21 protein-coding genes are annotated in these 22,618 nt (G+C 33.4%); 13 read left to right on the top strand and 8 right to left on the bottom strand.

Annotation, left to right across the window (positions count from 1 at the left end; genetic code table 11):
* Positions 1-114: 114 nt before the first annotated feature.
* On the bottom strand, positions 115-2,259 hold the full coding sequence (locus tag ACFPTQ_RS14365) for a S46 family peptidase (protein WP_379778357.1): 2,145 nt from the start codon (positions 2,257-2,259) through the stop codon (positions 115-117).
* A gap of 397 nt (positions 2,260-2,656) precedes the next feature.
* Here ACFPTQ_RS14365 and ACFPTQ_RS14360 point away from each other — a divergent pair, with 397 nt between their 5' ends.
* On the top strand, positions 2,657-3,646 hold the full coding sequence (locus ACFPTQ_RS14360) for a glycosyltransferase family protein (RefSeq protein WP_379778355.1): 990 nt from the start codon (positions 2,657-2,659) through the stop codon (positions 3,644-3,646).
* A 78-nt stretch (positions 3,647-3,724) separates the two neighbouring features.
* Here ACFPTQ_RS14360 and obgE read toward each other — a convergent pair whose 3' ends face one another.
* The 4 genes from obgE to hpt form a co-directional block, all read right to left on the bottom strand.
* A complete protein-coding gene (gene obgE, locus ACFPTQ_RS14355) occupies positions 3,725-4,726 on the bottom strand; it encodes a GTPase ObgE (protein ID WP_278036389.1) in 1,002 nt (333 codons plus the stop codon).
* Between the two features lie 153 nt (positions 4,727-4,879).
* The gene (locus ACFPTQ_RS14350) at positions 4,880-6,151 is read right to left on the bottom strand and encodes a hemolysin family protein (protein WP_379778353.1); all 1,272 of its coding nucleotides are present in this window, start codon (positions 6,149-6,151) and stop codon (positions 4,880-4,882) included.
* Positions 6,152-6,240: 89 nt separating this feature from the next.
* Positions 6,241-6,813 carry an adenylate kinase gene (locus tag ACFPTQ_RS14345; RefSeq protein WP_379778351.1) on the bottom strand — a complete coding sequence of 191 codons (573 nt, stop codon included), beginning with the start codon at positions 6,811-6,813 and terminating at the stop codon, positions 6,241-6,243.
* A gap of 18 nt (positions 6,814-6,831) precedes the next feature.
* Positions 6,832-7,362, bottom strand: a complete 531-nt coding sequence (gene hpt / locus ACFPTQ_RS14340) for a hypoxanthine phosphoribosyltransferase (protein WP_379778349.1) — start codon at positions 7,360-7,362, stop codon at positions 6,832-6,834.
* A gap of 101 nt (positions 7,363-7,463) precedes the next feature.
* On the opposite strand from hpt, the gene ACFPTQ_RS14335 reads away from it, so the two are divergent.
* From ACFPTQ_RS14335 to ACFPTQ_RS14290, 10 genes are all read left to right on the top strand, one after another.
* Entirely contained in the window at positions 7,464-8,012 is a 549-nt protein-coding gene (locus tag ACFPTQ_RS14335; RefSeq protein WP_379778347.1) for a hypothetical protein, read from the top strand.
* A gap of 55 nt (positions 8,013-8,067) precedes the next feature.
* Positions 8,068-9,228 (top strand): 5-(carboxyamino)imidazole ribonucleotide synthase, encoded by a 1,161-nt coding sequence (locus ACFPTQ_RS14330; protein WP_379778345.1) that lies wholly within the window; start codon positions 8,068-8,070, stop codon positions 9,226-9,228.
* Between the two features lie 84 nt (positions 9,229-9,312).
* A complete protein-coding gene (gene purE, locus ACFPTQ_RS14325; protein ID WP_379778343.1) occupies positions 9,313-9,792 on the top strand; it encodes a 5-(carboxyamino)imidazole ribonucleotide mutase in 480 nt (159 codons plus the stop codon).
* An 86-nt stretch (positions 9,793-9,878) separates the two neighbouring features.
* Positions 9,879-11,906, top strand: coding sequence for a M3 family metallopeptidase (locus tag ACFPTQ_RS14320; RefSeq protein ID WP_379778341.1), 2,028 nt, complete (start codon positions 9,879-9,881; stop codon positions 11,904-11,906).
* A gap of 133 nt (positions 11,907-12,039) precedes the next feature.
* The gene (locus ACFPTQ_RS14315; RefSeq protein WP_379778339.1) at positions 12,040-12,543 is read left to right on the top strand and encodes a GbsR/MarR family transcriptional regulator; all 504 of its coding nucleotides are present in this window, start codon (positions 12,040-12,042) and stop codon (positions 12,541-12,543) included.
* A gap of 56 nt (positions 12,544-12,599) precedes the next feature.
* Entirely contained in the window at positions 12,600-12,863 is a 264-nt protein-coding gene (locus ACFPTQ_RS14310) for a hypothetical protein (RefSeq protein ID WP_379778337.1), read from the top strand.
* Positions 12,864-12,951: 88 nt separating this feature from the next.
* The gene (locus ACFPTQ_RS14305; protein WP_379778335.1) at positions 12,952-13,299 is read left to right on the top strand and encodes a hypothetical protein; all 348 of its coding nucleotides are present in this window, start codon (positions 12,952-12,954) and stop codon (positions 13,297-13,299) included.
* Positions 13,300-13,316: 17 nt separating this feature from the next.
* On the top strand, positions 13,317-13,676 hold the full coding sequence (locus ACFPTQ_RS14300; RefSeq protein WP_379778333.1) for a hypothetical protein: 360 nt from the start codon (positions 13,317-13,319) through the stop codon (positions 13,674-13,676).
* Positions 13,677-13,707: 31 nt separating this feature from the next.
* On the top strand, positions 13,708-14,613 hold the full coding sequence (locus ACFPTQ_RS14295; RefSeq protein WP_379778331.1) for a TIGR01777 family oxidoreductase: 906 nt from the start codon (positions 13,708-13,710) through the stop codon (positions 14,611-14,613).
* A 2-nt stretch (positions 14,614-14,615) separates the two neighbouring features.
* Positions 14,616-15,014 (top strand): hypothetical protein, encoded by a 399-nt coding sequence (locus ACFPTQ_RS14290; protein ID WP_379778329.1) that lies wholly within the window; start codon positions 14,616-14,618, stop codon positions 15,012-15,014.
* Positions 15,015-15,024: 10 nt separating this feature from the next.
* Here the strand turns inward: ACFPTQ_RS14290 and ACFPTQ_RS14285 are convergent, their stop codons facing one another.
* Positions 15,025-15,837 carry a hypothetical protein gene (locus ACFPTQ_RS14285; RefSeq protein WP_379778328.1) on the bottom strand — a complete coding sequence of 271 codons (813 nt, stop codon included), beginning with the start codon at positions 15,835-15,837 and terminating at the stop codon, positions 15,025-15,027.
* 129 nt (positions 15,838-15,966) lie between these two features.
* Between ACFPTQ_RS14285 and gcvP the strand changes: the two genes are divergently transcribed.
* Both gcvP and ACFPTQ_RS14275 read left to right on the top strand, forming a co-directional pair.
* Complete coding sequence (gene gcvP, locus ACFPTQ_RS14280; protein ID WP_379778602.1) at positions 15,967-18,816, top strand: aminomethyl-transferring glycine dehydrogenase; 2,850 nt, start codon at positions 15,967-15,969, stop codon at positions 18,814-18,816.
* 239 nt (positions 18,817-19,055) lie between these two features.
* Positions 19,056-20,114, top strand: a complete 1,059-nt coding sequence (locus ACFPTQ_RS14275) for a 3-oxoacyl-ACP synthase III family protein (protein WP_379778326.1) — start codon at positions 19,056-19,058, stop codon at positions 20,112-20,114.
* Positions 20,115-20,193: 79 nt separating this feature from the next.
* Here ACFPTQ_RS14275 and ACFPTQ_RS14270 read toward each other — a convergent pair whose 3' ends face one another.
* Both ACFPTQ_RS14270 and ACFPTQ_RS14265 read right to left on the bottom strand, forming a co-directional pair.
* The gene (locus ACFPTQ_RS14270; protein ID WP_379778324.1) at positions 20,194-21,663 is read right to left on the bottom strand and encodes a polysaccharide biosynthesis C-terminal domain-containing protein; all 1,470 of its coding nucleotides are present in this window, start codon (positions 21,661-21,663) and stop codon (positions 20,194-20,196) included.
* Positions 21,653-22,567 carry a glycosyltransferase family 2 protein gene (locus tag ACFPTQ_RS14265; RefSeq protein WP_379778322.1) on the bottom strand — a complete coding sequence of 305 codons (915 nt, stop codon included), beginning with the start codon at positions 22,565-22,567 and terminating at the stop codon, positions 21,653-21,655. The genes ACFPTQ_RS14270 and ACFPTQ_RS14265 overlap by 11 nt, the downstream gene beginning before the upstream one ends.
* Positions 22,568-22,618: the final 51 nt, after the last annotated feature.

Raw genomic sequence — 22,618 nt, 5'->3', positions numbered from 1 at the left:
AAAAATAAGGAAATATAAATGGCAATTAACTTTTTAAAACTAAATTTATTTAAAACAAAAAAGAAACCCGACAAACTTATAACTTGTCGGGTTCCATTTAAATATGACCATCAATTATTTAGTGATCGTTAACTCATCAATGATGTTTTTGGCACCAGCGTATTTGTCTATAATCCAAAGTACATAACGAATATCTACACAAATAGTACGTTGTAAATTTTTGTCAAATATTACATCTCCTGCCATAGCTTCGATATTTCCGTCAAACGCAACTCCTACTAATTCTCCTTTTCCATTCATTACAGGAGAACCCGAATTTCCACCAGTTATGTCATTATCGGTCAAAAAGTTTACCGGCATATAACCCGCTTTATCTGCATATTGACCAAAATCTTTAGCTTTATTTAATTCTAATAAACGAGAAGGCAAATCAAATTCTGCATCAGCTGCTTTGTATTTTTTAACCATACTAGTCATATCCGTATAGTTGTTAATCGTAGCATCGTTTCGAGGGTCTTTTGGTAAAGCACGTACTTTTCCGTAAGTCAAACGTAAAGTAGAATTAGCATCCGGGTATTTCACAGTATTTAATCCTGAAACTCTCAACCCTTCAACTAATTTACGATACGCTTTTTCGAATGCATCCTCGGCTAAAATTTGCTTTTCTGATTTCTCTCTGTATTTAGTTAGTAAATCATTTGAAATCATAAACAAAGGATCATTTGCAATTTTAGAAGCATCAGGATTATTCATAAATGCTTCGATAGATGCCTTTGAAGTAAAAATACTTGAAGCAACCGCCTTAGCGACATCATTTGTAAAATCGCCATTATTGGCTTTACTCATATTAGCAATTACTGGCGATAATCCGTATTCAGAAGCTTTGGCAGCGTATAAATTCAATTGAGCCGTTAACACTTCCTTTTCTAGGGCTTCATTGATCGTTCCGTAAGTTGATTCTATAAAAGCTTTTAACTTTGGTAACATTTCTGTTCGTTTCGCCTCATTTTCTTTGTAATATTGAATTAATCCTGCACCAATATTTGCCGTTGCAGCAGCATATGTAGACGTACGAAGTGTTTGCATTAAATAACTATCATGACGCGCTTTCAAATTAGTCGCAGCATAAAAATCATTAATTACTGAAATTACATTTCCGTAAGTTTCTTTGTTCGCCTTTTTATTAGCCCATTTGTCAAATTTATCTTCTTGGATCGCTTTTATTTTAGCAGTTTGAGCTTTCGTCAGCGATTCAATCATTCCCTGACGGTTTTTCCAGTAATTAGCTGTTGATGCATATTTCCCAGCATAAGCTAAACGAACCGACACATCCTTATCCATGTATTTCTTCATTTGATCCATGCCCGTTTTAGCTCCTTCAACCCAAGCAGGATAAGCATACTTTACATTTTGCTCAATTCCACCAGCAGGCATCCATCTATTAGTACGTCCAGGATAGCCCAAAATCATTGCAAAATCATTTTCCTGAACTCCTTTTAAACTAATTGGCAAATGGTGTTTCGGTTGCAAAGGCACATTCTCTTTAGAATATTCTGCTGGATTTCCATTTTTATCAGCATAAATACGGAACATCGAAAAATCGCCAGTTTGTCGAGGCCACTCCCAATTGTCAGTATCTCCTCCAAATTTACCAACACTTTCCGGTGGAGTACCCACTAAACGAACGTCGGTATAATCTTGGTATACAAAATAATAGTATTCATTCCCTTGAAAGAAAGGACGAACAGAAACGACATATTTACCATTTTCATTATTTTCACGCTCAATCAAACTCATTTCTTTTTGAATGATGACATTGCGTTCCGCTTCGGTCATTTTATCATTTACTTTTGATAAAATACGTTTGGTACAATCGTCCATTCTTACAAAAAAACGAACATATAAGGATTTCGGTTTCATTTCTTGGCTACGATCTTTAGCCCAGAATCCATCACGTAAATAGTTTTGTTCTTGTGAAGAAAGTTCGGCAATGACATTATAACCACAGTGGTGATTAGTAAGCAACAAACCTGTATTCGATACAATTTCGGCTGTACAACCTCCGTTGAACTGAACAATCGCATCTTTCAAACTATGATGATTAATACTATAGATTTCTTCGGCTGTTAGCTGCAAACCCATTTTTTCCATATCTCTATGGTTCAATCTTTCAATAAACATTAAGAACCACATTCCTTCATCGGCTCTAACAGGTAAAGCCAAGAGGCAAGTCGTTAAGAATAAGATAATTTTTTTCATTTTATAATTGAATTTATAATGCGAATATAACTGATTTTCAATAGCAAAATCAATGCTTCAAATGAATAAAGAAAGCCAAAATTTAACTGTTAAATAAAAACGAAATACCTTCTTTTTTTAGATTTTAATTGCGATTTCAACGTATTTATTAACCTAAAATTAAAAACTTCATAAACTACAAAATCTAGCAAAATGAAATAACACCATACTGCTAACAAAAAACGTAGCGACACAAACACTTTAATCTTTAAAAGTTGATATTCTATTCTATGATAATTAATAACATAAAACAAACATTACCATAACATTATCCCTATATTTTTGTAAAAAAATAATGAGAAAAAGTCTATCATCAAATTTTCTAAATGAAGATACTTTTCTATAAAATAGCTAAAAAGTGAAAATATTTTACGCCATCCAAGCCACTGGAAACGGACACATCAGTAGAGCTACCCAATTGTATCCTTATCTACAAAAATTTGGTGAAGTTGACTTTTTTCTGAGCGGAAGCAATGCGAGTTTAGACATTAAATTACCCATTCAATATAAAAGTAAAGGTTGTAGTTTGCATTATAGCAAATGTGGCGGTTTAAATTATTGGGAAATAACCAAAAATATCCGTCCGCGCCAAATTTACAAAGATGCCGATGCGCTGCCTTTAAAAAAATATGATATAATCATTAACGATTTTGATTCAATTACTTCATTGGCTTGTAAAATGCAAAAAGTACATTCGGTACAACTAGGACATCAGGCAAGTTTTATTTCACAAGCAACACCTCGACCTGAAAAAAAGAGTTTAATGGGCGAAATGATTTTAAAACATTATGCTACTGCTCCAAAAAACATAGGGTTACATTTTGAAAAATATGATTCCTTTATTCTTCCTCCGATTATCAAAGATGAAATTGTACAAGCAACGCCTACTAATTTAAAACACATCACCGTTTACCTACCTTCATTTGATAAAGATTGTCTAGAAAAAGCCTTTAATAAAGTTTCGGACGTACATTTTCACTGGTTTTTGCAAGGTATTGAATTTAAACATACTATTGGAAATATTACTTATTTCCCTGTGAATCAAAAGAAATTCAATGAGAGTTTAATTTCGTGCGAAGGGATTATTACAGGTGGAGGATTTGAAACACCTGCCGAAGCCTTGTATCTAGGTAAAAAAATCCTTTCTATACCAATTAAAAGTCATTACGAACAAGAATGTAATGCCGCAGCGCTAAAAAAAATGGGAGTACCAGTTGTATATGAAGTAGGGAAAAATTTCAACGAAATAATTGAAAACTGGCTCAATCTTACAATTGATTATCCTAAAATGCAAGCCAATAACATTCCGGAAACTTTGCAATATATGTTTGATACGTATAGGGAGTAAAAACAATCTTTCTAAAAACAAAAAAACCACTAACGAATCAAACTCATTAGTGGTTTTTATTCTTTTTAAAGAATGAAATTACTCATTTAACATTTTCCAAAGTTTATCTTTCAATTCTGTTAATCCTTGTTGAGCAACCGAAGAAATAAACAAATAAGGTACATCTTTGAAAGCTTCATCTAATTCTACTTTCAATTCAGCTCTTAATTCATCATCCAGCATATCACATTTAGTAATAATCAACAAACGTTCTTTGTCTAACATCTCAGGATTGTATTTGGTCAATTCATTAACCAAAATATCATATTCTGCTTTGATGTCAGGTGTATCAACTGGTACCATGAAAAGCAAAGTTGAATTTCGCTCAATATGACGCAAGAAATAATGTCCTAAGCCTTTTCCTTCGGCAGCACCTTCAATAATTCCAGGAATATCTGCAATTACAAAAGATTGAAAATCTCTATAGGCAACAATTCCTAAATTTGGTTTTAAAGTCGTAAATGGATAATCGGCAATTTTAGGTTTTGCAGAAGTCAATACAGATAGCAAAGTTGATTTTCCTGCATTAGGAAAACCTACTAAACCAACATCTGCCAAAACTTTCAATTCTAAAATCACGTCCATTTCAACACCTGGTAATCCAGGCTGGGCGTAACGAGGGGTTTGATTAGTAGAACTTCTAAAATGCCAGTTTCCTAATCCTCCTTTTCCGCCTTTAGCTAAAATTTTACGTTCTCCGTCCTCAGTAATTTCAAATAAAACCTCTCCGGTTTCTTTATCTTTCACAACCGTTCCTAATGGCACTTCGATATATTTATCATCTCCATCTGCACCTGTACTTCGGTCTCCTCCTCCATCACCGCCGTGACCCGCTTTAATGTGACGGGCAAATTTCAAGTGGAATAAAGTCCAAAGACCTTTATTACCCACAATATAAATATGACCTCCACGACCACCATCACCACCATCTGGCCCCCCTTTTTCAATAAATTTTTCTCTATGTAAATGCGTAGAACCTTTTCCTCCTTTTCCGGAAGAAACAAATATTTTTACGTAATCTACAAAATTCCCCTCTGTCATGTTTTTAAGTGTTCAGTCATCAGTATTTAAGTGTTCAATTTCAGATTACTCCTAATTAACACTAAATCTTTCGACAATTTAATTCTTTTTTTCAATGTTCCTTTTTTTAATTGCAAAATAACCGCCAACTAAAAGCCTGAACATTGTGTACTTTTATTTAATTGCTTTTATTAAAACCTTATCGATTTTTACACCATCCATATCGATAACTTCAAATTCAAATTTATGCCAAATAAACTTTTCTCCTTGTTTAGGTATATGTGACAATTCGGTCATAATTAATCCACTCACAGTCGTTACCTCATAATCACTCAACAATTCGTCCAAATCAAAATAGGTCAAGAAATCATGTAAGGAATAATGTCCATCGACTAACCAACTTCCATCCTCTCTTTCAATTAATTGAAAATCCTCTTTATAAAAATCCGAGGCATTCCCTACTAAAGCCTCTAAAATATCATTCAAGGTAATTATTCCTTGAAAAACACCATATTCATCAGCTATTACAGCATAATGAACACCCGTTTTCTTGAAGTTTTCCAAGGCATTATAGGCCGTAGTATGCTCCATCATATAAGGTGCTTCAGTCAAAATAGCTTCCAGATTGAAGTTCTTTTTTTCAATATTGGCAAATATATTTTTCAAACTCACTACTCCCACAATTTCATCAATATTATCCTTATAGACGGGATAAAAGGAATGCAATTCCTGGAGCATAAATTCTTTAACCTGTTTTTTATCAGCTTCTAACGGCAATAACACTACCGATTTTCTATGCGTCATTAAAGAGTTCACTTTTCGGTCTCCAATGTGAAATACACGCTCCACAATATCTTGTTCTATTTCTTGAACTTCACCTACTTCTGTTCCTTCTTTGATAATTGCTTTGATTTCTTCTTCCGTTACTTTACCATCCGCTGTTGGTTTAATTTGTAGCACATTCAATAAAAATTCTGTTGAATGTGTTAACAACCAAATAAATGGTGCTGTAATAATAGAAACAATTTTCATTGGCATTGCTACCGATTTAGCAATGGATTCTGGATAATTTAAGCCGATTCTTTTAGGTAATAATTCTCCTAAAACCAAAGAGAAAAAAGTTAAAACCACTACAACAATACCTACTGCTATCGAATGTGCATAGGGCTTTAAAATTTCAAAACTTAAAACAAATGTTTCAACATCTGCTGTAATTTTATCACCACTAAAAATACCCGTCAAGATGCCTATAAGTGTAATTCCTATTTGAACCGTCGATAAAAATTTATTAGGCGAATTGGCCAAATCTAGCGCTATTTGCGCACTACTATTTCCTTTTTTTGCTGAAGTTTCCAGTCTTGATTTTCTAGCCGAAATCAAAGCGATTTCCGACATCGAAAAAAGCCCGTTAAGGATAATCAAAAAAAGAATAATTAATAGTTCCATTATTTTTGTTTCATTTTAAAAAAATTTAAAGTTTAAGGTTGCTAAAAATACGCTAGCAACTTTAAACTTTAAACAGCAAACAATTTGTATTATAAATTGTCAATTACATTACTTAAACGCTCGGTAATTTCAGCAATTGAACCAATACCGTTTACAGCGTGAAATTTATTTTGTTCTTTGTAAAAACCAATAAGTGGAGCTGTTTTTTCATTGTATTCTTGGTATCTGTTACGAATTTTCTCTTCGTCTTGGTCATCTGCTCTTCCAGAAGTTTTTCCTCTCTCTAACAAACGAGCGACAAGAACCTCATCATCAGCCTCTAAAGCAACAGTAGCTGTAATTATTTCATTTTTTGTAGCTAAGAAAGCATCTAAAGCCTTAGCTTGAGCAATTGTTCTAGGAAAACCATCAAATAAGAATCCTGAAGAATCTGGATTAGCTTCAACTTCACTTTGCAACATTTTTATGGTCACTTCATCAGGAACTAATTCACCATTGTTGATATACGTTTGTGCTAGTTTACCTAATTCTGTTTCATTTTTGATATTAAATCTAAAAATATCACCTGTTGAAAGATGTGTCAAGTTGTATTTTTCTTTTAAAAACTCAGCTTGAGTTCCTTTTCCAGCTCCTGGTTTCCCAAATAAAACAATGTTAGTCATTTTTAATCTTTTTAGTTTTTAATCTTTTAGTTGATATACTTCTGGCAAATTTCGACCTAAACCGTCATAGTCTAAACCAAAACCTACTATAAATTTGTTAGGAATTTGAATCCCTATATAATCAATTTTCACCTCCTTTTTATAAGCCTCAGGTTTAAAAAAAAGAGTCGCTATTTTAAAATGTTTTGGATTTTGTTTTTTAAATAATGCTTTCAATTCGACAATAGTATGTCCTGTATCAACAATATCTTCAATAACAATTACGGTTCGCCCCGTTAAATCCTGATTCAAACCGATTAATTCCTTTACTTGATTGGTAGAGTTCATTCCCTCATAAGAAGCCATTTTTACAAAACTCACTTCGCAGGGTTTTGAATACTTTTTTACAAAGTCGGAAACCACCATAAAAGAACCATTCAAAACTCCAACAAAAACAGGGATTTCATCTGCAAAATCGTCTTCAATTTGATCCACCATTTTTTGAATAGCAAAATCTATTTCCTCAGCAGAAATAAACGGCACAAATTCTTTATCGTGAAGCTGAATCATTATTTTTATTTTTTAAAATAATGGGCAAAGATAGGGATTTCGAAATTCAGTTTCGCAATTGATTCTTAATTTGTATTTTTAAAGCCTATACCTACAAATTTATGAGCGAATTAAATTGCATTATTACACAAACCACAGGGTATAAAAATAGCCGACAAACGACTGCTAATTTCATACTATCAAGCCCTGAATTGATGGAAGATTTTATGCAAATTTGTTTCGACAACAAGAATCCCGACCACTACAAAGCCTGCTGGGTCATGGAATTAATAGCTCTTGAAAAACTAAATTGCCTTCAAAACGATCTTCAACTAATTTGTTCCAAAAGCAAAAATCTGAGCAATGAAAGTGCCATTCGTCCTTTGTCTAAAGTCATTTATTTATTGATCGAAGCTCATTATAAAATAGAAAAACCAGAAATTCATTTTACCGAAAACCAACTTCAGGAACTAATCGAAATCAATTTTGACTGGCTTATTGGCGATACAAAAGTAGCTTCCAAAGTATACGCAATGCGAAGTTTACTCCTTTTAGGTAAAGATTTCAACTGGATTCTTCCCGAATTACAAAACATACTAACCAAGGATTTCAGCTCCCATACTGCTGCTTACAAAGCGGTTTCTAAGCATATTTTGAAGAAAATAAAATAGCATTTTTCAAATCCATCATTAAAAAGTATCTTTGCGCCATTAAACTTTCGACACAATGAATTATTTTTCTTCTGATTTTAAATTAGGAATTCTAGGAGGCGGACAATTAGGAAAAATGCTCTTATTTGACACTAGAAAATTTGACATACAAACTTACGTTCTGGATCCAAGCGAAGAAGCACCTTGCCGAATAGCTTGCAACCATTTTTTTCAAGGTGACTTAATGGATTTTGACACCGTTTATGAATTTGGAAAAAAAGTAGATGTCTTGACTTTCGAAATCGAATTGGTGAACCTTGAAGCTTTAGAAAAATTAGAAAGTGAAGGTTTAAAGGTATATCCTTCTCCAAAAACATTGAGAAGTATTCAAAACAAAGGAAGACAGAAAGATTTTTATACTCAAAATAATATTCCAACTGCTCCTTACAAACGTTTTAACGATTTAGAAAATCTAAAATCAGAAATCGTTAATCAACAATCAACAATCCAACTGCCATTCGTTTGGAAATGTACTGAATTTGGTTACGATGGAAATGGTGTTAAAATCATCCGTCAAGTTGTTGATTTAGACAGTTTGCCAAATGTAGAATGTATTGCAGAGGAAATGATTCCTTTCAAAAATGAATTAGCGGTTATTGTTTGTCGCAATCCTTCTGGAGAAATCAAAACGTATCCTGTGGTAGAAATGGAATTCCATCCGGAAGCCAATCAGGTAGAATATGTGATTTGCCCGGCTCGTATTGACGATGCAGTTGCCGAAAAAGCCAGAGCAATTGCGCTGAATGTTTCTCAAAATTTCAATCATGTAGGTCTTTTAGCTGTGGAAATGTTCCAAACTGAGGACGACGAAGTAATTGTTAACGAAGTGGCTCCTCGCCCACATAACTCAGGTCATTATTCTATTGAAGCGAGTTATACTTCGCAATTTGAAAATCATTTGCGTGCTATTTTGGATTTACCATTAGGTGATACTGACAGCAAAGTTGCCGGAATTATGGTGAATTTAGTAGGTGAAGAAGGTTACTCAGGAAATGTGGTTTACCAAAATATCGAGAAAATATTAGGTTGGAATGGTGTTACGCCACATATTTATGGTAAAAAACAAACGCGTCCGTTTAGAAAAATGGGACACGTAACCATTGTCAACGAAAACATGACCGAAGCTAGAAAAATTGCCGAGGATGTTAAGAATACGATTAGAGTGATTAGTGAATAATTAAAAAATTTAAAGATTGAAAAATTTAAATATTCCAAGCTATTTTTAAATCATTCAATCATTTAATCTTTAAATATAAAATAAATGAAAGTAGCCGTTATCATGGGAAGCATCTCTGACATGCCAGTGATGCAAGATGCCATCAACATATTAAAAGAATTTGGAATCGACACAGAAGTAGATATTGTTTCGGCTCACAGAACACCGGAAAAATTATTTGATTTCAGCAACAACGCTCATAAAAGAGGAATTGCTGTAATTATCGCTGGTGCTGGTGGAGCAGCGCATTTACCTGGAATGGTTGCTTCGATGTCGCCACTTCCTGTAATTGGAGTTCCTGTAAAATCAAGCAACTCTATCGATGGTTGGGATTCAGTTTTATCCATTTTACAAATGCCGGGTGGAGTTCCTGTAGCAACAGTGGCTTTAAACGGTGCTAAAAACGCTGGAATCCTAGCCGCACAAATCATCGGAAGCGCGAATGCTGATGTATTAAACAAAATTGTTGCTTACAAACTAAGCTTAAAAGAAGCGGTTATCAAAGCTTCTGAAAGTCTTAAATAAAAATAGTATTCAGTAATCCGTTTTTAGTAGTCAGTCCCAATCTGAACACTAAAAACGGCGCACTGACCACTTTAAATACTACCAAAATGAGTATTCTTACTAAACATTTCGATACTAAACACAATACCGCTCCATTTTCACAAATAAAAAACGAAGATTATTTCCCGGCTTTTCAGGAAGGAATTGCTTTAGCCAAAGCTGAAATCGAGGCAATTGTAAACAATCCAGAAGCTCCTACTTTTGAAAACACGATTGAAGCCATGGATTATTCTGGTGAAGTTCTAGATCGTTTATCAAGTATCTTCTTCAATTTGAATTCGGCAGAAACCAATGAGGAAATGCAAAAAATCGCTCAGGAAGTTTCGCCTTTGTTATCGGAATTCAGCAATGATATTACTTTAAATCCGGAACTTTTTGCTCGAATCAAAAGCGTTTATGAGCAAAAAGAAAACTTAAATTTAACTCCGGAACAAAGTACTTTATTAGATAAAAAATACAAAAGTTTTTCACGTAATGGAGCGAATCTGGCCGAAGAACAAAAAAATCAATTGCGCGAAATCGACAAAGAATTATCAAAGTTGAGTTTGCAATTTGGCGAAAATGTTTTGGCTGAAACCAATGCGTTCCAAATGCATTTAACGGATGAAAAAGATTTAGCGGGTTTACCGGAAGGCACTATTGAAGCGGCTCGTTCTTTGGCAAAAGCCCAAGAAAAAGAAGGATGGATTTTCACCTTAGACCATCCAAGTTACCTTCCTTTTATGACCTATGCCGACAATAGAGAATTGCGTAAAAAAATGGCAATTGCTTTTGGCTCTAAAGGTTTTCAGAACAACGAATTCAACAACGAGGAAATCGTTCTAAAAATAGTAAAACTGCGTCACCAAAGAGCTAATTTATTGGGATATGCTACGCATGCCCATTTTGTTTTAGAAGAAAGAATGGCCGAAAGTCCTGAAAAAGTAATGGCTTTCGAAAATGATTTATTAACTAAAGCTAAACCAGCTGCGCTAAAAGAATTTGAACAATTATCCACTTTCGCAAAAGAAATGCATGGAATCGAGCAATTGGAAAAATGGGATGGCGCATATTATTCAGAAAAACTAAAACAACAATTGTTTAATCTGGATGATGAAAAACTAAAGCCTTATTTCCAATTAGAAAAAGTTTTAAACGGTGCTTTTACCATTGCCGGAAAATTATTCAGATTAACTTTTACCGAAGTATTTGACATTGACAAATACCACGAAGAAGTGATGACGTATGAAGTTACCGATGCTAATAATGATTTGGTTGCTATTTTCTACGCCGACTTTTTCCCAAGAAAAGGAAAACGCAACGGTGCTTGGATGACCTCTTTCAAATCACAATATGTAAAAAATGGCGTAAACGAAAGACCGCATATTTCTAACGTTTGTAACTTTACAAAACCAACTGAAACCAAACCATCCTTATTAACATTTAATGAAGTAACGACTTTGTTCCATGAATTTGGACACGGTTTACACGGTATGTTGGCCAACACAATCTATCCAAGTTTATCCGGAACTTCGGTGTATTGGGATTTTGTAGAATTGCCTTCACAGGTAATGGAAAACTGGTGTTACGAACCGGAAGCCTTAGCTTTATTTGCAACACATTATCAAACTGGCGAAGTAATTCCGCAGGAATATGTAGAAAAAATCAAAGAAAGTGCTAGTTTCCAAGAAGGTTTAGCTACTTTACGTCAATTGAGTTTTGGACTTTTAGATATGGCTTGGCACGGACAGGACCCTACAAATATTAGTGACTTAAAAGCTTTCGAAACAGAACAATTTAAAAACACCCAATTGTATCCTGATGTAGCCGAAAATGCAATGAGTACCGCTTTCTCTCATATTTTCCAAGGAGGTTATTCTTCGGGATATTACAGCTACAAATGGGCGGAAGTTCTGGATGCTGATGCTTTTGAATACTTTAAAGAAAACGGTATTTTCAACAAAGAAATCGCCGATAAATTCAAAGACAACGTTCTTTCTAAAGGAGGAACGGAACACCCAATGACTTTGTACAAACGCTTTAGAGGTCAGGAACCAAAACCGGATGCTTTGTTGAGAAGAGCAGGACTTTTATAGATTACAGTCCCGAAGCCTCGGGACAGATTTCAGAATGCAGATATAAACCGAAGTAGTGATGCTTCGGTTTTTCATTTTAAATAAACTTTCATTTTTTTTTGAAAGTTTAAAAACTTTTACTTACTTTTACACTATGGAATTCAAAGAAGCAAAAAATAAGTTCGTACAAACCTGGGGAGCATTAGGTTCTCAATGGGGCATTAATAAAACCATGGCGCAAATTCATGCTTTATTAATGGTTTCGCCTGAAGCTGTTTCTATGGAAGACATTATGGAAGAATTACAAATTTCCCGCGGTAATGCAAGCATGAATTTAAGAGCATTAATGGATTGGGGAATTGTATATAAAGAATACAAAGCCGGAGAAAGAAGGGAATTTTTTACAGCCGAAAAAGATTTGGACGAATTAGCCGTAAAAATTTCCAGAGAGCGAAGCAAAAGAGAAATTAAGCCTGCTCTTAAAATTCTAAAAGAAGTCTCGACAATTGAAGCAAATAATTCAGCTGAAGAAAAGCATTTTATTGACCAAACAACCAAACTCTATGATTTTGTTTTAAAAGCCGATAATGTTTTGGACAAAATCACTGAATACAAAGACAATTGGTTAACCAAATTAGTAGTTAAAATAATGAAATAAAAAAAATTAAACATAACTTTCATTTTTTTCTGAAAGTTTAAAAACAAAAAATAATCATGAAAAATATAAATTACTTAAATTACTTTTTTGTTGGAATTCCAGTAGTACTCATCTTATTCGGTTATCTAACAAGCCAAAGTTCAGGGAATCTTATTGGTTGCGGATTATTGTTTACGATACTTACAGGATTATTTCAAATTGTTATTGGTGCCAAAATGCTAATTGATGAACCAAATGATAAAATGCTTCAAACCTACATTATATCAGTAATTCTTTTTTTTTACGATATTGGTTTTCAATGGTTTAATTCTTTACAGTGATATTTTATATTTTATATTTTATCCTATTATTTATACCTCCCATGCTAGCAATATATCTTACAATAATAATTCATAAAAAAGCAAACAAATGAACCTTAACATCATTGCATATACAATCTATCTCTGTATTACAATTTTTATCATTCTAAAAGTTGGAAAAATATGCTATAAAAATGGAAATATTTTTGTTTCTGAATTGATTCCGAATCATTCGGATATCTGTCAAAAAATCAATCAGGTTTTACTTTTAGGTTATTATCTGCTGAATATTGGCTACTGCGCTATGAAACTAATTTCCTGGCAAAAAATTTTATCATTCGCCCAGCTAATTGAAACCTTAGGAACCAAAACAGCAATTATCATCTTTATCATTTCGCTATTACATTATTTCAACATCATCATCTTAACCAAATACATTAATAAATTAATTCAATAATTCTTAAAACTAATATCATGGAAACTACAAAAATTTTAATCGGTTACAGTATTTATTTACCAATTGCATTATTCCTTACTTATTATGTTTCTAAAACTTTATTTAAAAACAGCAAAGTTTATATGATGGACATTTTTAGAGGACGTGAAGAAATTGCTCAAGCAACAAATAAACTTTTCGAAACTGGATTCTACTTACTTAATTTGGGTTTTGCTTTGATGATTTTAAAAATGAATCTATACAACAACAGCTATCAATTACTTATTGAAACATTGAGTTATAAAATTGGTGGATTCACTATTTATTTAGGAATAATGCTTTTTCTAAACTTATATTTCTTTTTTAGAGGAAAAAGAAAAGCTAAAGAAAATCAATAATAAAATATTTTCGAAATCTAAATCTACAATAATGACAAAACTAATCATAGCAGCTGGAACAGGATTTTTAGGTCAGGTTTTAGTAAATCATTTCAAAGACAAGTTTGACGAAATTGTAATTCTGACACGAGGAAAATCAAAAACAACTGACGGAATTAAATATGTAAACTGGAACGCCAGAACATTTTCCGGTTGGGAAAAAGAATTAGAAAATGCCACTGTTTTAATTAATCTTACAGGTAAATCTGTAGATTGTCGCTATACAAAAGAAAACAAAAAGGCTATTTTATTATCTCGAATTGACAGTACCAAAATTCTAAATAAAGCAGTTTTACATTGTCAAAATCCGCCAAAACACTGGCTTAATTCATCAACTGCAACTATTTATCGTTTTTCATTAGACAAGCAAATGGATGAAATTGATGGCGAAATTGGAAATGATTTTTCTATAAACGTAGCACTTTCATGGGAGAAAGCATTTTTTAAAACAGAAACTTCTAAAACCATGAAAACCGCATTGCGAACTTCAATCGTATTAGGAAAAAATGGCGGTGCTTTTATTCCGTTAAAGACCTTGGCTAAAATAGCTTTTGGAGGAAAACAAGGAAAAGGAAATCAGTTTGTAAGTTGGATTCACGAAGAAGATTTTGCTCGTGCAATCGATTTTGTTATCCAAAAACAAATCACCGGTGTAATCAATATTGTAGCTCCAGAGCCAATTCGTAACAATGATTTCATGAAAAAACTTCGAAAAGCAGTTGGCTTTCCATTCGGAATTCCGTTGAGCAAATTCTTTCTGGAGATTGGCTCTTTTTTTATTCGAACAGAAACAGAATTAGTTTTAAAAAGCAGAAATGTGATTCCGAAACGTCTTTTAGAAAATGGATTTCAGTTTAAGTTTAGTAATATTGATAAGACTTTTAAAAATTTATTATGAACATGAATTTTGCAACAAAACATTATTTCCTAACAATACTATTTGGACCATTAATTTTTATTATAAAAAGCTGTATCTATGATTTTTCACTACTTAATTTATTTGATATAGCTCATCTGTATTTCATTATATTGTTTATGGGATTAATTTTTTCTATCCCTACTTATATCATTTACAATTTTGTTTTTATTATAATTAAAAATAAAGCTATTAATGAATTTTATTCAAAAATTACTTTAACTCTAATTATTGTCGTAGGAATCTGGGTAACAACTGCTATCATCAGTGGTACTATTTGGCTTGAAATTGCTATATCTTATTCAATTCCGCCAATCATTACGGGATTAATTTTTAAGTCTTACTTTAAAGAAACTGTAAAAACATCAAAAAAAATAAATTGAAAAATCATTTCTACATAAAAACCACCATTAACCACCAAAGAATAGGAATACTTTCGACCCAAAAAGAAGAATAATATTTCGAGCGATTTTCATTTGAAAACAGCAAAAACGCAGCAAGCATAACCACTAAAATTAAGTTTACCAACAACTGTTTCTCGACAAAATTATTTTTTAAAAATTCTAAAAAATAAAAGGGAATTAGCAACAATAATCCTAACTGCTTAGTTCGCTTCACTCCTATTTGTTGCGGAACTGTTTTAAGATGAGGATCATCAGCATTCAAATCGATGATTTCAAAAACCAAAATCAAATCGAAAACCAAGATAAAACGTTGTATGCATTTGATGAAAAAATCAGAATCTAAATCATGATGCGCATTCACTAAAGGCAACATCAACGTCACGCCCACCCAACACAAGGCTACAATATAAATTTTAACCCCAGCCCAGTTTCTGGCATTCTTTCTATTTGGAAAAAAAGGAAGTGTGTACAACAGCGTTAAGAGTAAAACAACAACTGCAATAACTTGGGTAATTCGTTCCAATTGAAAAAAATAATAACCCACTGCCATGAAAGAAATGAAGCTCAACAAAGCAATCATTTTTAACTCATTTCGCATCATTCTTTTCTTAGCTCTTGCCAACGCATCATATTTTACAAAATTATATCCTACAATGGTTCCGAAAAAAGCAAAATAAGCGATGTTTTCATCGTATGAAATGGCAAACATATATTGTGTCATTCGCACCAAAGCATAAACTGATAAAGCCACATGAATGCTTGATTTTAGATAAAAATCGAAAAGAGATTGAATACGAATCATCTAACAAATGTAACCATTTAAGGATGAAAATTATAAATTCTTCATAAAACAAATAAAATCAATTCTAAAAAAATGATTAGAAAGAGAAATATACTTATTTTTGCACCTCAAAAAATTACAAAATCTTTCATGAAAACAGATGCTTTTGCTTTAAGACACATCGGGCCAAGAGAAACTGACCTAGAACACATGTTCAAAACAATTGGTGTTACTAATATGGACCAATTACTTTATGAGACTTTTCCAGACAATATTCGTTTGAAAAATGATTTAACACTTGATCCGGCAATGACTGAATACGAATATGCTAATCATATTCAGGAATTAGGCAAAAAAAATAAAGTTTTCAAATCGTATATCGGTTTAGGATACCACCCAACCATTGTTCCTGCTCCAATTCAAAGAAATATTTTTGAAAATCCAGGATGGTACACTGCTTACACACCTTATCAAGCAGAAATTGCTCAAGGTCGTCTAGAAGCAATTCTGAACTTCCAAACGGTAGTTACTGAACTTTCAGGAATGGAAATCGCTAATGCTTCTCTTCTTGACGAAGGTACAGCTGCAGCAGAAGCAATGTCTTTATTATTTGACGTTCGTACTCGTGACCAAAAGAAAAATAATGTTTGCAAATTCTTCGTTTCAGAGGAAATTTTACCTCAAACTTTATCAGTTTTACAAACTCGTTCTACTCCAATAGGAATTGAATTAGTTGTGGGTAATCATGAAACTTTTGATTTTTCTAACGAATTTTTCGGAGCTATTCTTCAATACCCTGGTAAATATGGACAGGTAAACGATTATTCAGCGTTTATCGCTAAAGCAAAAGATAACGAAATCAAAGTTGCCGTTGCTGCAGATATTTTATCATTGGCTACCTTAACCTCTCCAGGAGAAATGGGAGCTGCTGTTGTAGTAGGTACTACACAACGATTTGGTATCCCAATGGGTTACGGTGGACCTCACGCTGCTTACTTTGCTACTAAAGAAGAATACAAACGTTCAATGCCAGGACGTATCATCGGTGTGTCTATCGATACTAACGGAAACCGTGCATTACGTATGGCTTTAGGAACTCGTGAGCAACACATCAAACGTGAAAAAGCAACTTCAAACATCTGTACTGCTCAGGTATTATTAGCTGTAATGGCTGGTATGTATGCGGTTTATCATGGTCCTAAAGGATTACAATATATTGCAAATAAAGTTCACGCTTCGGCAGTAACTACTGCAGACGCTTTAAATAAATTAGGTGTTTACCAAACTAACTCGGCTTACTTTGACACCATCTTAGTAAAAGCTAATGCTCAAAAAGTAAAAGCAATCGCTGAGAAAAACGAAGTAAACTTCTTTTACGTTGATGCGGATACCATTTCTATCTCATTGAACGAAACTACTTCTATCAACGACATCAACCAAATCATTGCTATTTTTGCTGAAGCTACAGGAAAAGAAGCTTTCGCAGTTACTGAATTGTCAACTGCGAGTCAATTACCAGCTTCTTTAGAAAGAACATCTTCTTTCTTAACTCACGAAGTTTTCAACACTTACCGTTCTGAAAGCCAATTGATGCGTTACATCAAAAAATTAGAGCGCAAAGATTTATCATTGAACCACTCTATGATTTCTCTAGGTTCTTGTACTATGAAATTGAACGCAGCTTCAGAAATGTTACCTTTATCGATGCCTAACTGGAACAGCATTCACCCATTTGCACCAGTAGAACAAGCAGAAGGTTACATCACGATGCTTAAAAAATTAGAAAATCAATTAAGTGTTATCACTGGATTTGCCGGAACGACTTTACAACCCAACTCTGGTGCTCAAGGAGAATATGCTGGTTTAATGGCTATTCGTGCCTATCACTTATCTCGCAATGAAGGTCACCGTAACGTATGTTTAATCCCATCATCAGCTCATGGAACTAATCCAGCTTCTGCTGCTATGGCGGGAATGAAAATCGTAGTTACAAAAACAACTCCAGAAGGAAATATTGACGTAGAAGATTTAAGAGAAAAAGCAATCGAGCACAAAGATGATTTATCATGCTTAATGGTTACTTACCCTTCTACTCACGGAGTTTACGAGTCTACTATTATTGAAATCACACAATTAATCCACGATAACGGAGGATTGGTATATATGGATGGCGCAAACATGAATGCACAAGTAGGTTTAACAAATCCTGCTACTATTGGAGCTGATGTATGTCACCTAAACTTACACAAAACTTTTGCTATCCCTCATGGTGGTGGTGGACCTGGTGTAGGACCAATTTGTGTAAACGAAAAATTACTTCCATTTTTACCTACTAACCCTGTATTAAACGTGGGCGGAGAACAAGCAATCACTGCCATTTCTTCTGCTCCTTACGGTTCGGCTTTAGTATGTTTGATTTCTTATGGATACATCACCATGTTAGGTGCTGAAGGATTAAGAAGCGCTACAGAATATGCTATTCTTAATGCTAATTATATGAAAGCTCGTTTTGAAGGACACTACCCAATTCTTTACACAGGAGAATGTGGTAGAGCAGCTCACGAAATGATCTTAGACTGTCGTGCATTTAAAGAAAACGGAATTGAAGTAGGTGATATCGCTAAGCGTTTAATGGACTACGGTTTCCACGCACCAACAGTTTCTTTCCCAGTTGCAGGAACATTAATGATTGAACCAACTGAATCTGAAGATTTAGCAGAGTTAGACCGTTTTTGTGATGCAATGATTGCTATCAGAAAAGAAATTGAAGCAGCTACAGCTGAGGATAAAAACAATGTATTGAAAAACGCCCCTCACACTTTAGCTATGTTAACTGCTGATACTTGGAATTTCCCATACTCGAGAGAAACGGCAGCTTTCCCATTGGATTATATTGCAGATAACAAATTCTGGCCATCTGTTCGTCGTGTTGACGATGCTTATGGTGACAGAAACCTAGTTTGTTCTTGCGCTCCTATAGAAGCTTACATCGAGAATTAATCGCTCTAAATGATATTGATAAGGCCTCGTTTTTCACGAGGCCTTTTTGTTTCTAAACCATATCAAAAGCAGTAAATAATTAATATTCAACTACCTATTTAAATTCTTCAATTAAAAGCAGAGGGTTTTTTAAATTCTTAAAAAAATATCAGTAATTTTGCCAATTACTTAGCGTTTAGTATTTTTCTAAACTTTAAAATAATACAATTGCTATTTCGTTTTTAATAGAAAACATTCAAATGAATATAAAAATAACTGGAACAGGAAGTTACATTCCTGAACGCATCATCTCCGACAAATACTTTGAACTTCATCAATTTCTCAATGATGATGGCACCCCTATCAAACAATCGAATGAAGTAATTATCAAAAAATTCAAAGCCATTACTGGAATTGAAGAAAGAAGATATGCCGAATCACATCATAACACTTCAGATCTTGCCTTTTTAGCTTCTCAAAAAGCAATAACAAATGCAGGAATAGATGCCGAAACCCTTGATTATATCATTTTTGCTCACAACTTTGGTGATGTAAAATTTGGAAGCAATCAATCGGATATGATTCCGAGTTTAGCGAGTCGTGTGAAACACAAATTAGGTATTAAAAATCCCAAATGTGTAGCTTACGACCTTATTTTTGGATGTCCAGGATGGGTTGAAGGTGTTTTACAAGCTAATGCATATATCAAGTCGGGAATGGCTAAAAAATGCCTAGTTATTGGTGCTGAAACATTATCCAGAGTTGTTGACGATCACGACCGCGATTCTATGATTTATTCAGATGGCGCTGGTGCAACTATCATTGAAGCTTCTGATAATGAAACAGGAATGCTTTCTCATGAAACAGCTTCATTTACAGAAGAAGAAGTTGGTTTTTTATTCAATGGAAAATCATACCACCCAGGTTTAGACCAAAACATTAATTATATCAAAATGTATGGTCGAAAAATCTATGAATTTGCATTAACTAATGTTCCTCTAGCGATGAAAAGCTGTTTAGACAAAAGTGGCCTTTCGATAAATGATGTTAAAAAAATCCTGATTCATCAAGCCAATGAAAAAATGGACGAAGCCATCGTTAACCGTTTTTACAAACTATACGACAAAGAAGCTCCTGCCGACATTATGCCTATGAGTATTCACGACCTAGGAAATAGCAGTGTAGCAACCGTTCCAACTTTGTACGATTTAATCTTAAACGGACAAATTGAAAATCACGAAATCAACAAAGGGGACATCTTAATTTTTGCTTCTGTTGGAGCAGGAATGAATATCAACGCATTTGTTTATCGTTATTAAATCCCTTTAAATTCAAATAAAAAAACCACAATTGATTAATTCGATTGTGGTTTTTCTTTTATAGCAATTACTTCAAAATTTATCTGGATTTGATTTTAAGCAACATCTTATCTACCCAAAAATGATACGAGTACACTAATTTCATTTTATAAATAATACCCAAATTCATCAACAACGAAAATCCTGTTTTATAGATTAAATTAAGATAATTATTTTCCAAAGTTGGTAAAAAATAACAAACTAACAACACTGTTACAAACACCAAAACCAACTTTAAATACGACAGATCAAAAGGAAAAAGTTTGAACTTTTGGTAAATAAAAATCAGTTTCGAAAGATTGAAAAGCACCATCGCGATCAAGGAAGCATAAGCCACTCCTTCAATTCCCAAACGGAATACTTTGATAAAAATAATATTCAAAGAAACATTCAAAACTATCAGGACAAGAATAGCTATAAGGTTAAATCGGTAATATTTAGAATAGGTAATAATTTCCCCATTGAAACCCGTTCCCATATTAACCAAAACATTAAATCCTAAAATTAAGATCACCGAAACCGACGCCATTAAATTATCATGTGTAGGCAACAAAAGGAATAAATTTTCAATTCCTAAAAAGATACAACTATAAAGAAGCGCACCAATAAAAAACAACAATTTAGAAATTTCTTTATACTTTACATTCAACTCTTCCATCGCATTATTTTTGATATAATTCGAGATAATAGGCGCATACAAAGTAAATACTCCAGTTGCCGGAATTGCTAATGCCGAAGCCAAAGTAACTCCAATACTAAAGGAACCATTAGCTTCCATCGAAATGAATTTAGGAATCATAATCGCATCGATTCGAAACGCAAAAACAGAACCCAAACTTCCTGCAAAAGCATACAACGAAAATCGATACATTTCCTTTTTATCTATTTGCGAAAACAGCGATTTATAATCAAACTTAAATTCGGGTTTGAAATAACAAAACAAATAAATAGCCACAAACAAAGCTATCAATCCATAGGAAACAATATAGAAAATCAAGGATTCCTCTGAAGAAATATAGTGATGTAAAACCAATATAAAAATTAGCGGCAAAGCAATTTTAGGAACAATATTATCAAAAAAAGCAGGAACCGAAATCTTTTGGACAATAGTGGCTTGCTTCTTAAACAAATCGATAAACGCCATAAAAAAACCCATCACAAATGCCAGATAGATATAATCCATTTTTTTAAATATGGAAAAAAGAGAAAATCCACCCAGAGCTAACAAAACCAAAACACTCATAAAAAGAATGGACAAAACACTGTAATTAAACAATTGTTTTTCCTGATGATCATTCAACTTGGGACCAAATTTGATCAAAACCTGAGAAACACCTAAAAGCATTATGGGAAATAAAATCTGTGCTAAAGATTCGATATACCTAAAAACACCAAGCATTTCTTTGTTTTTAGGATACACAAAAAGCGTAGAAAAAATTCCAATCAAAATCCCCACATAATTAATGAGGGTAAAGAAAAAAGCCTGACGATGATCTGCTTTATTTTGCATAGCGCTGTATATCCGTTCCGTTGATCCCTTTTTGAGAATTATTTCGGATGGTTTTAATGTTTTTCAAATCCATCAACAGACCAAAATAATAAAAAAGAAGCTTATAAAAAAGAGAAAGCGACTTAGCTACACCTTCCGCTTTGGCATGAAACTTTGGCAAACCAACAACTGATTTCAAAGCTAACAAACCTGCCGAAACTAATGAATGATTACAATCAATCATTTGATTCAAAACTAAATATTTCGATTGCAACTCAATTTTACCACTGCTTAATTTTACAATTCTGTCATGGCAAATTGCCGATTTTTTTGCCACCGCAATTTTAAATTTGTGAAATAATACTCGGGTGCAAAAATTTCGATCCTCACCATAATGACTAAAAAGTGGCTCAAAATAACCTACTTTTTGAAAACACTCTTTAGAAACTAACCAAGCTGCCGCATTGATAAAAGGTACAATTCGTACACTTTCAGAATCCTCTTCTTTTTTAAATCTCGAATAATAGGTTTTAAAACTACTATCTAATGTTACTTCATCAGGCGAAAGATGCAACGGACTTACAATTCCAAAATTAGGATTAGCAAAAAGAACTTCGGCCATTTCAGTTACCGTATTTTCATAAATCCAGGTGTCTTGATTTAATAAAAAAACGGCATCTGCTCCATTTTTAAGCGCATAATCAATTCCGATATTATTAGCTTTACCAAAGCCTAAATTGACTTTACTTTCAATTAAATGAACATTTTTATATTCTCTCAAAAGGTAAACCGATTGGTCAGTCGAAGCGTTGTCTACTACAATAATATCAACTGGATAACTGGATTGCAGCAAAGAATCAATGTTCTTTTTTATCCAAGCTTGTCCATTATAGGTTACAACAACAACAGCAATTTTTTTTTCCAATCGAAAGTATATTTTTTAATCCCTGCAAAAATAATGATATTTGCACTAGAC

This window comes from Flavobacterium sp. GCM10022190 (assembly GCF_042656445.1).
Lineage (GTDB): Bacteria > Bacteroidota > Bacteroidia > Flavobacteriales > Flavobacteriaceae > Flavobacterium > Flavobacterium nitratireducens.
Note: the sequence above shows the minus strand (reverse complement) of the source record. Positions and strands in the feature narration are given on the sequence as shown.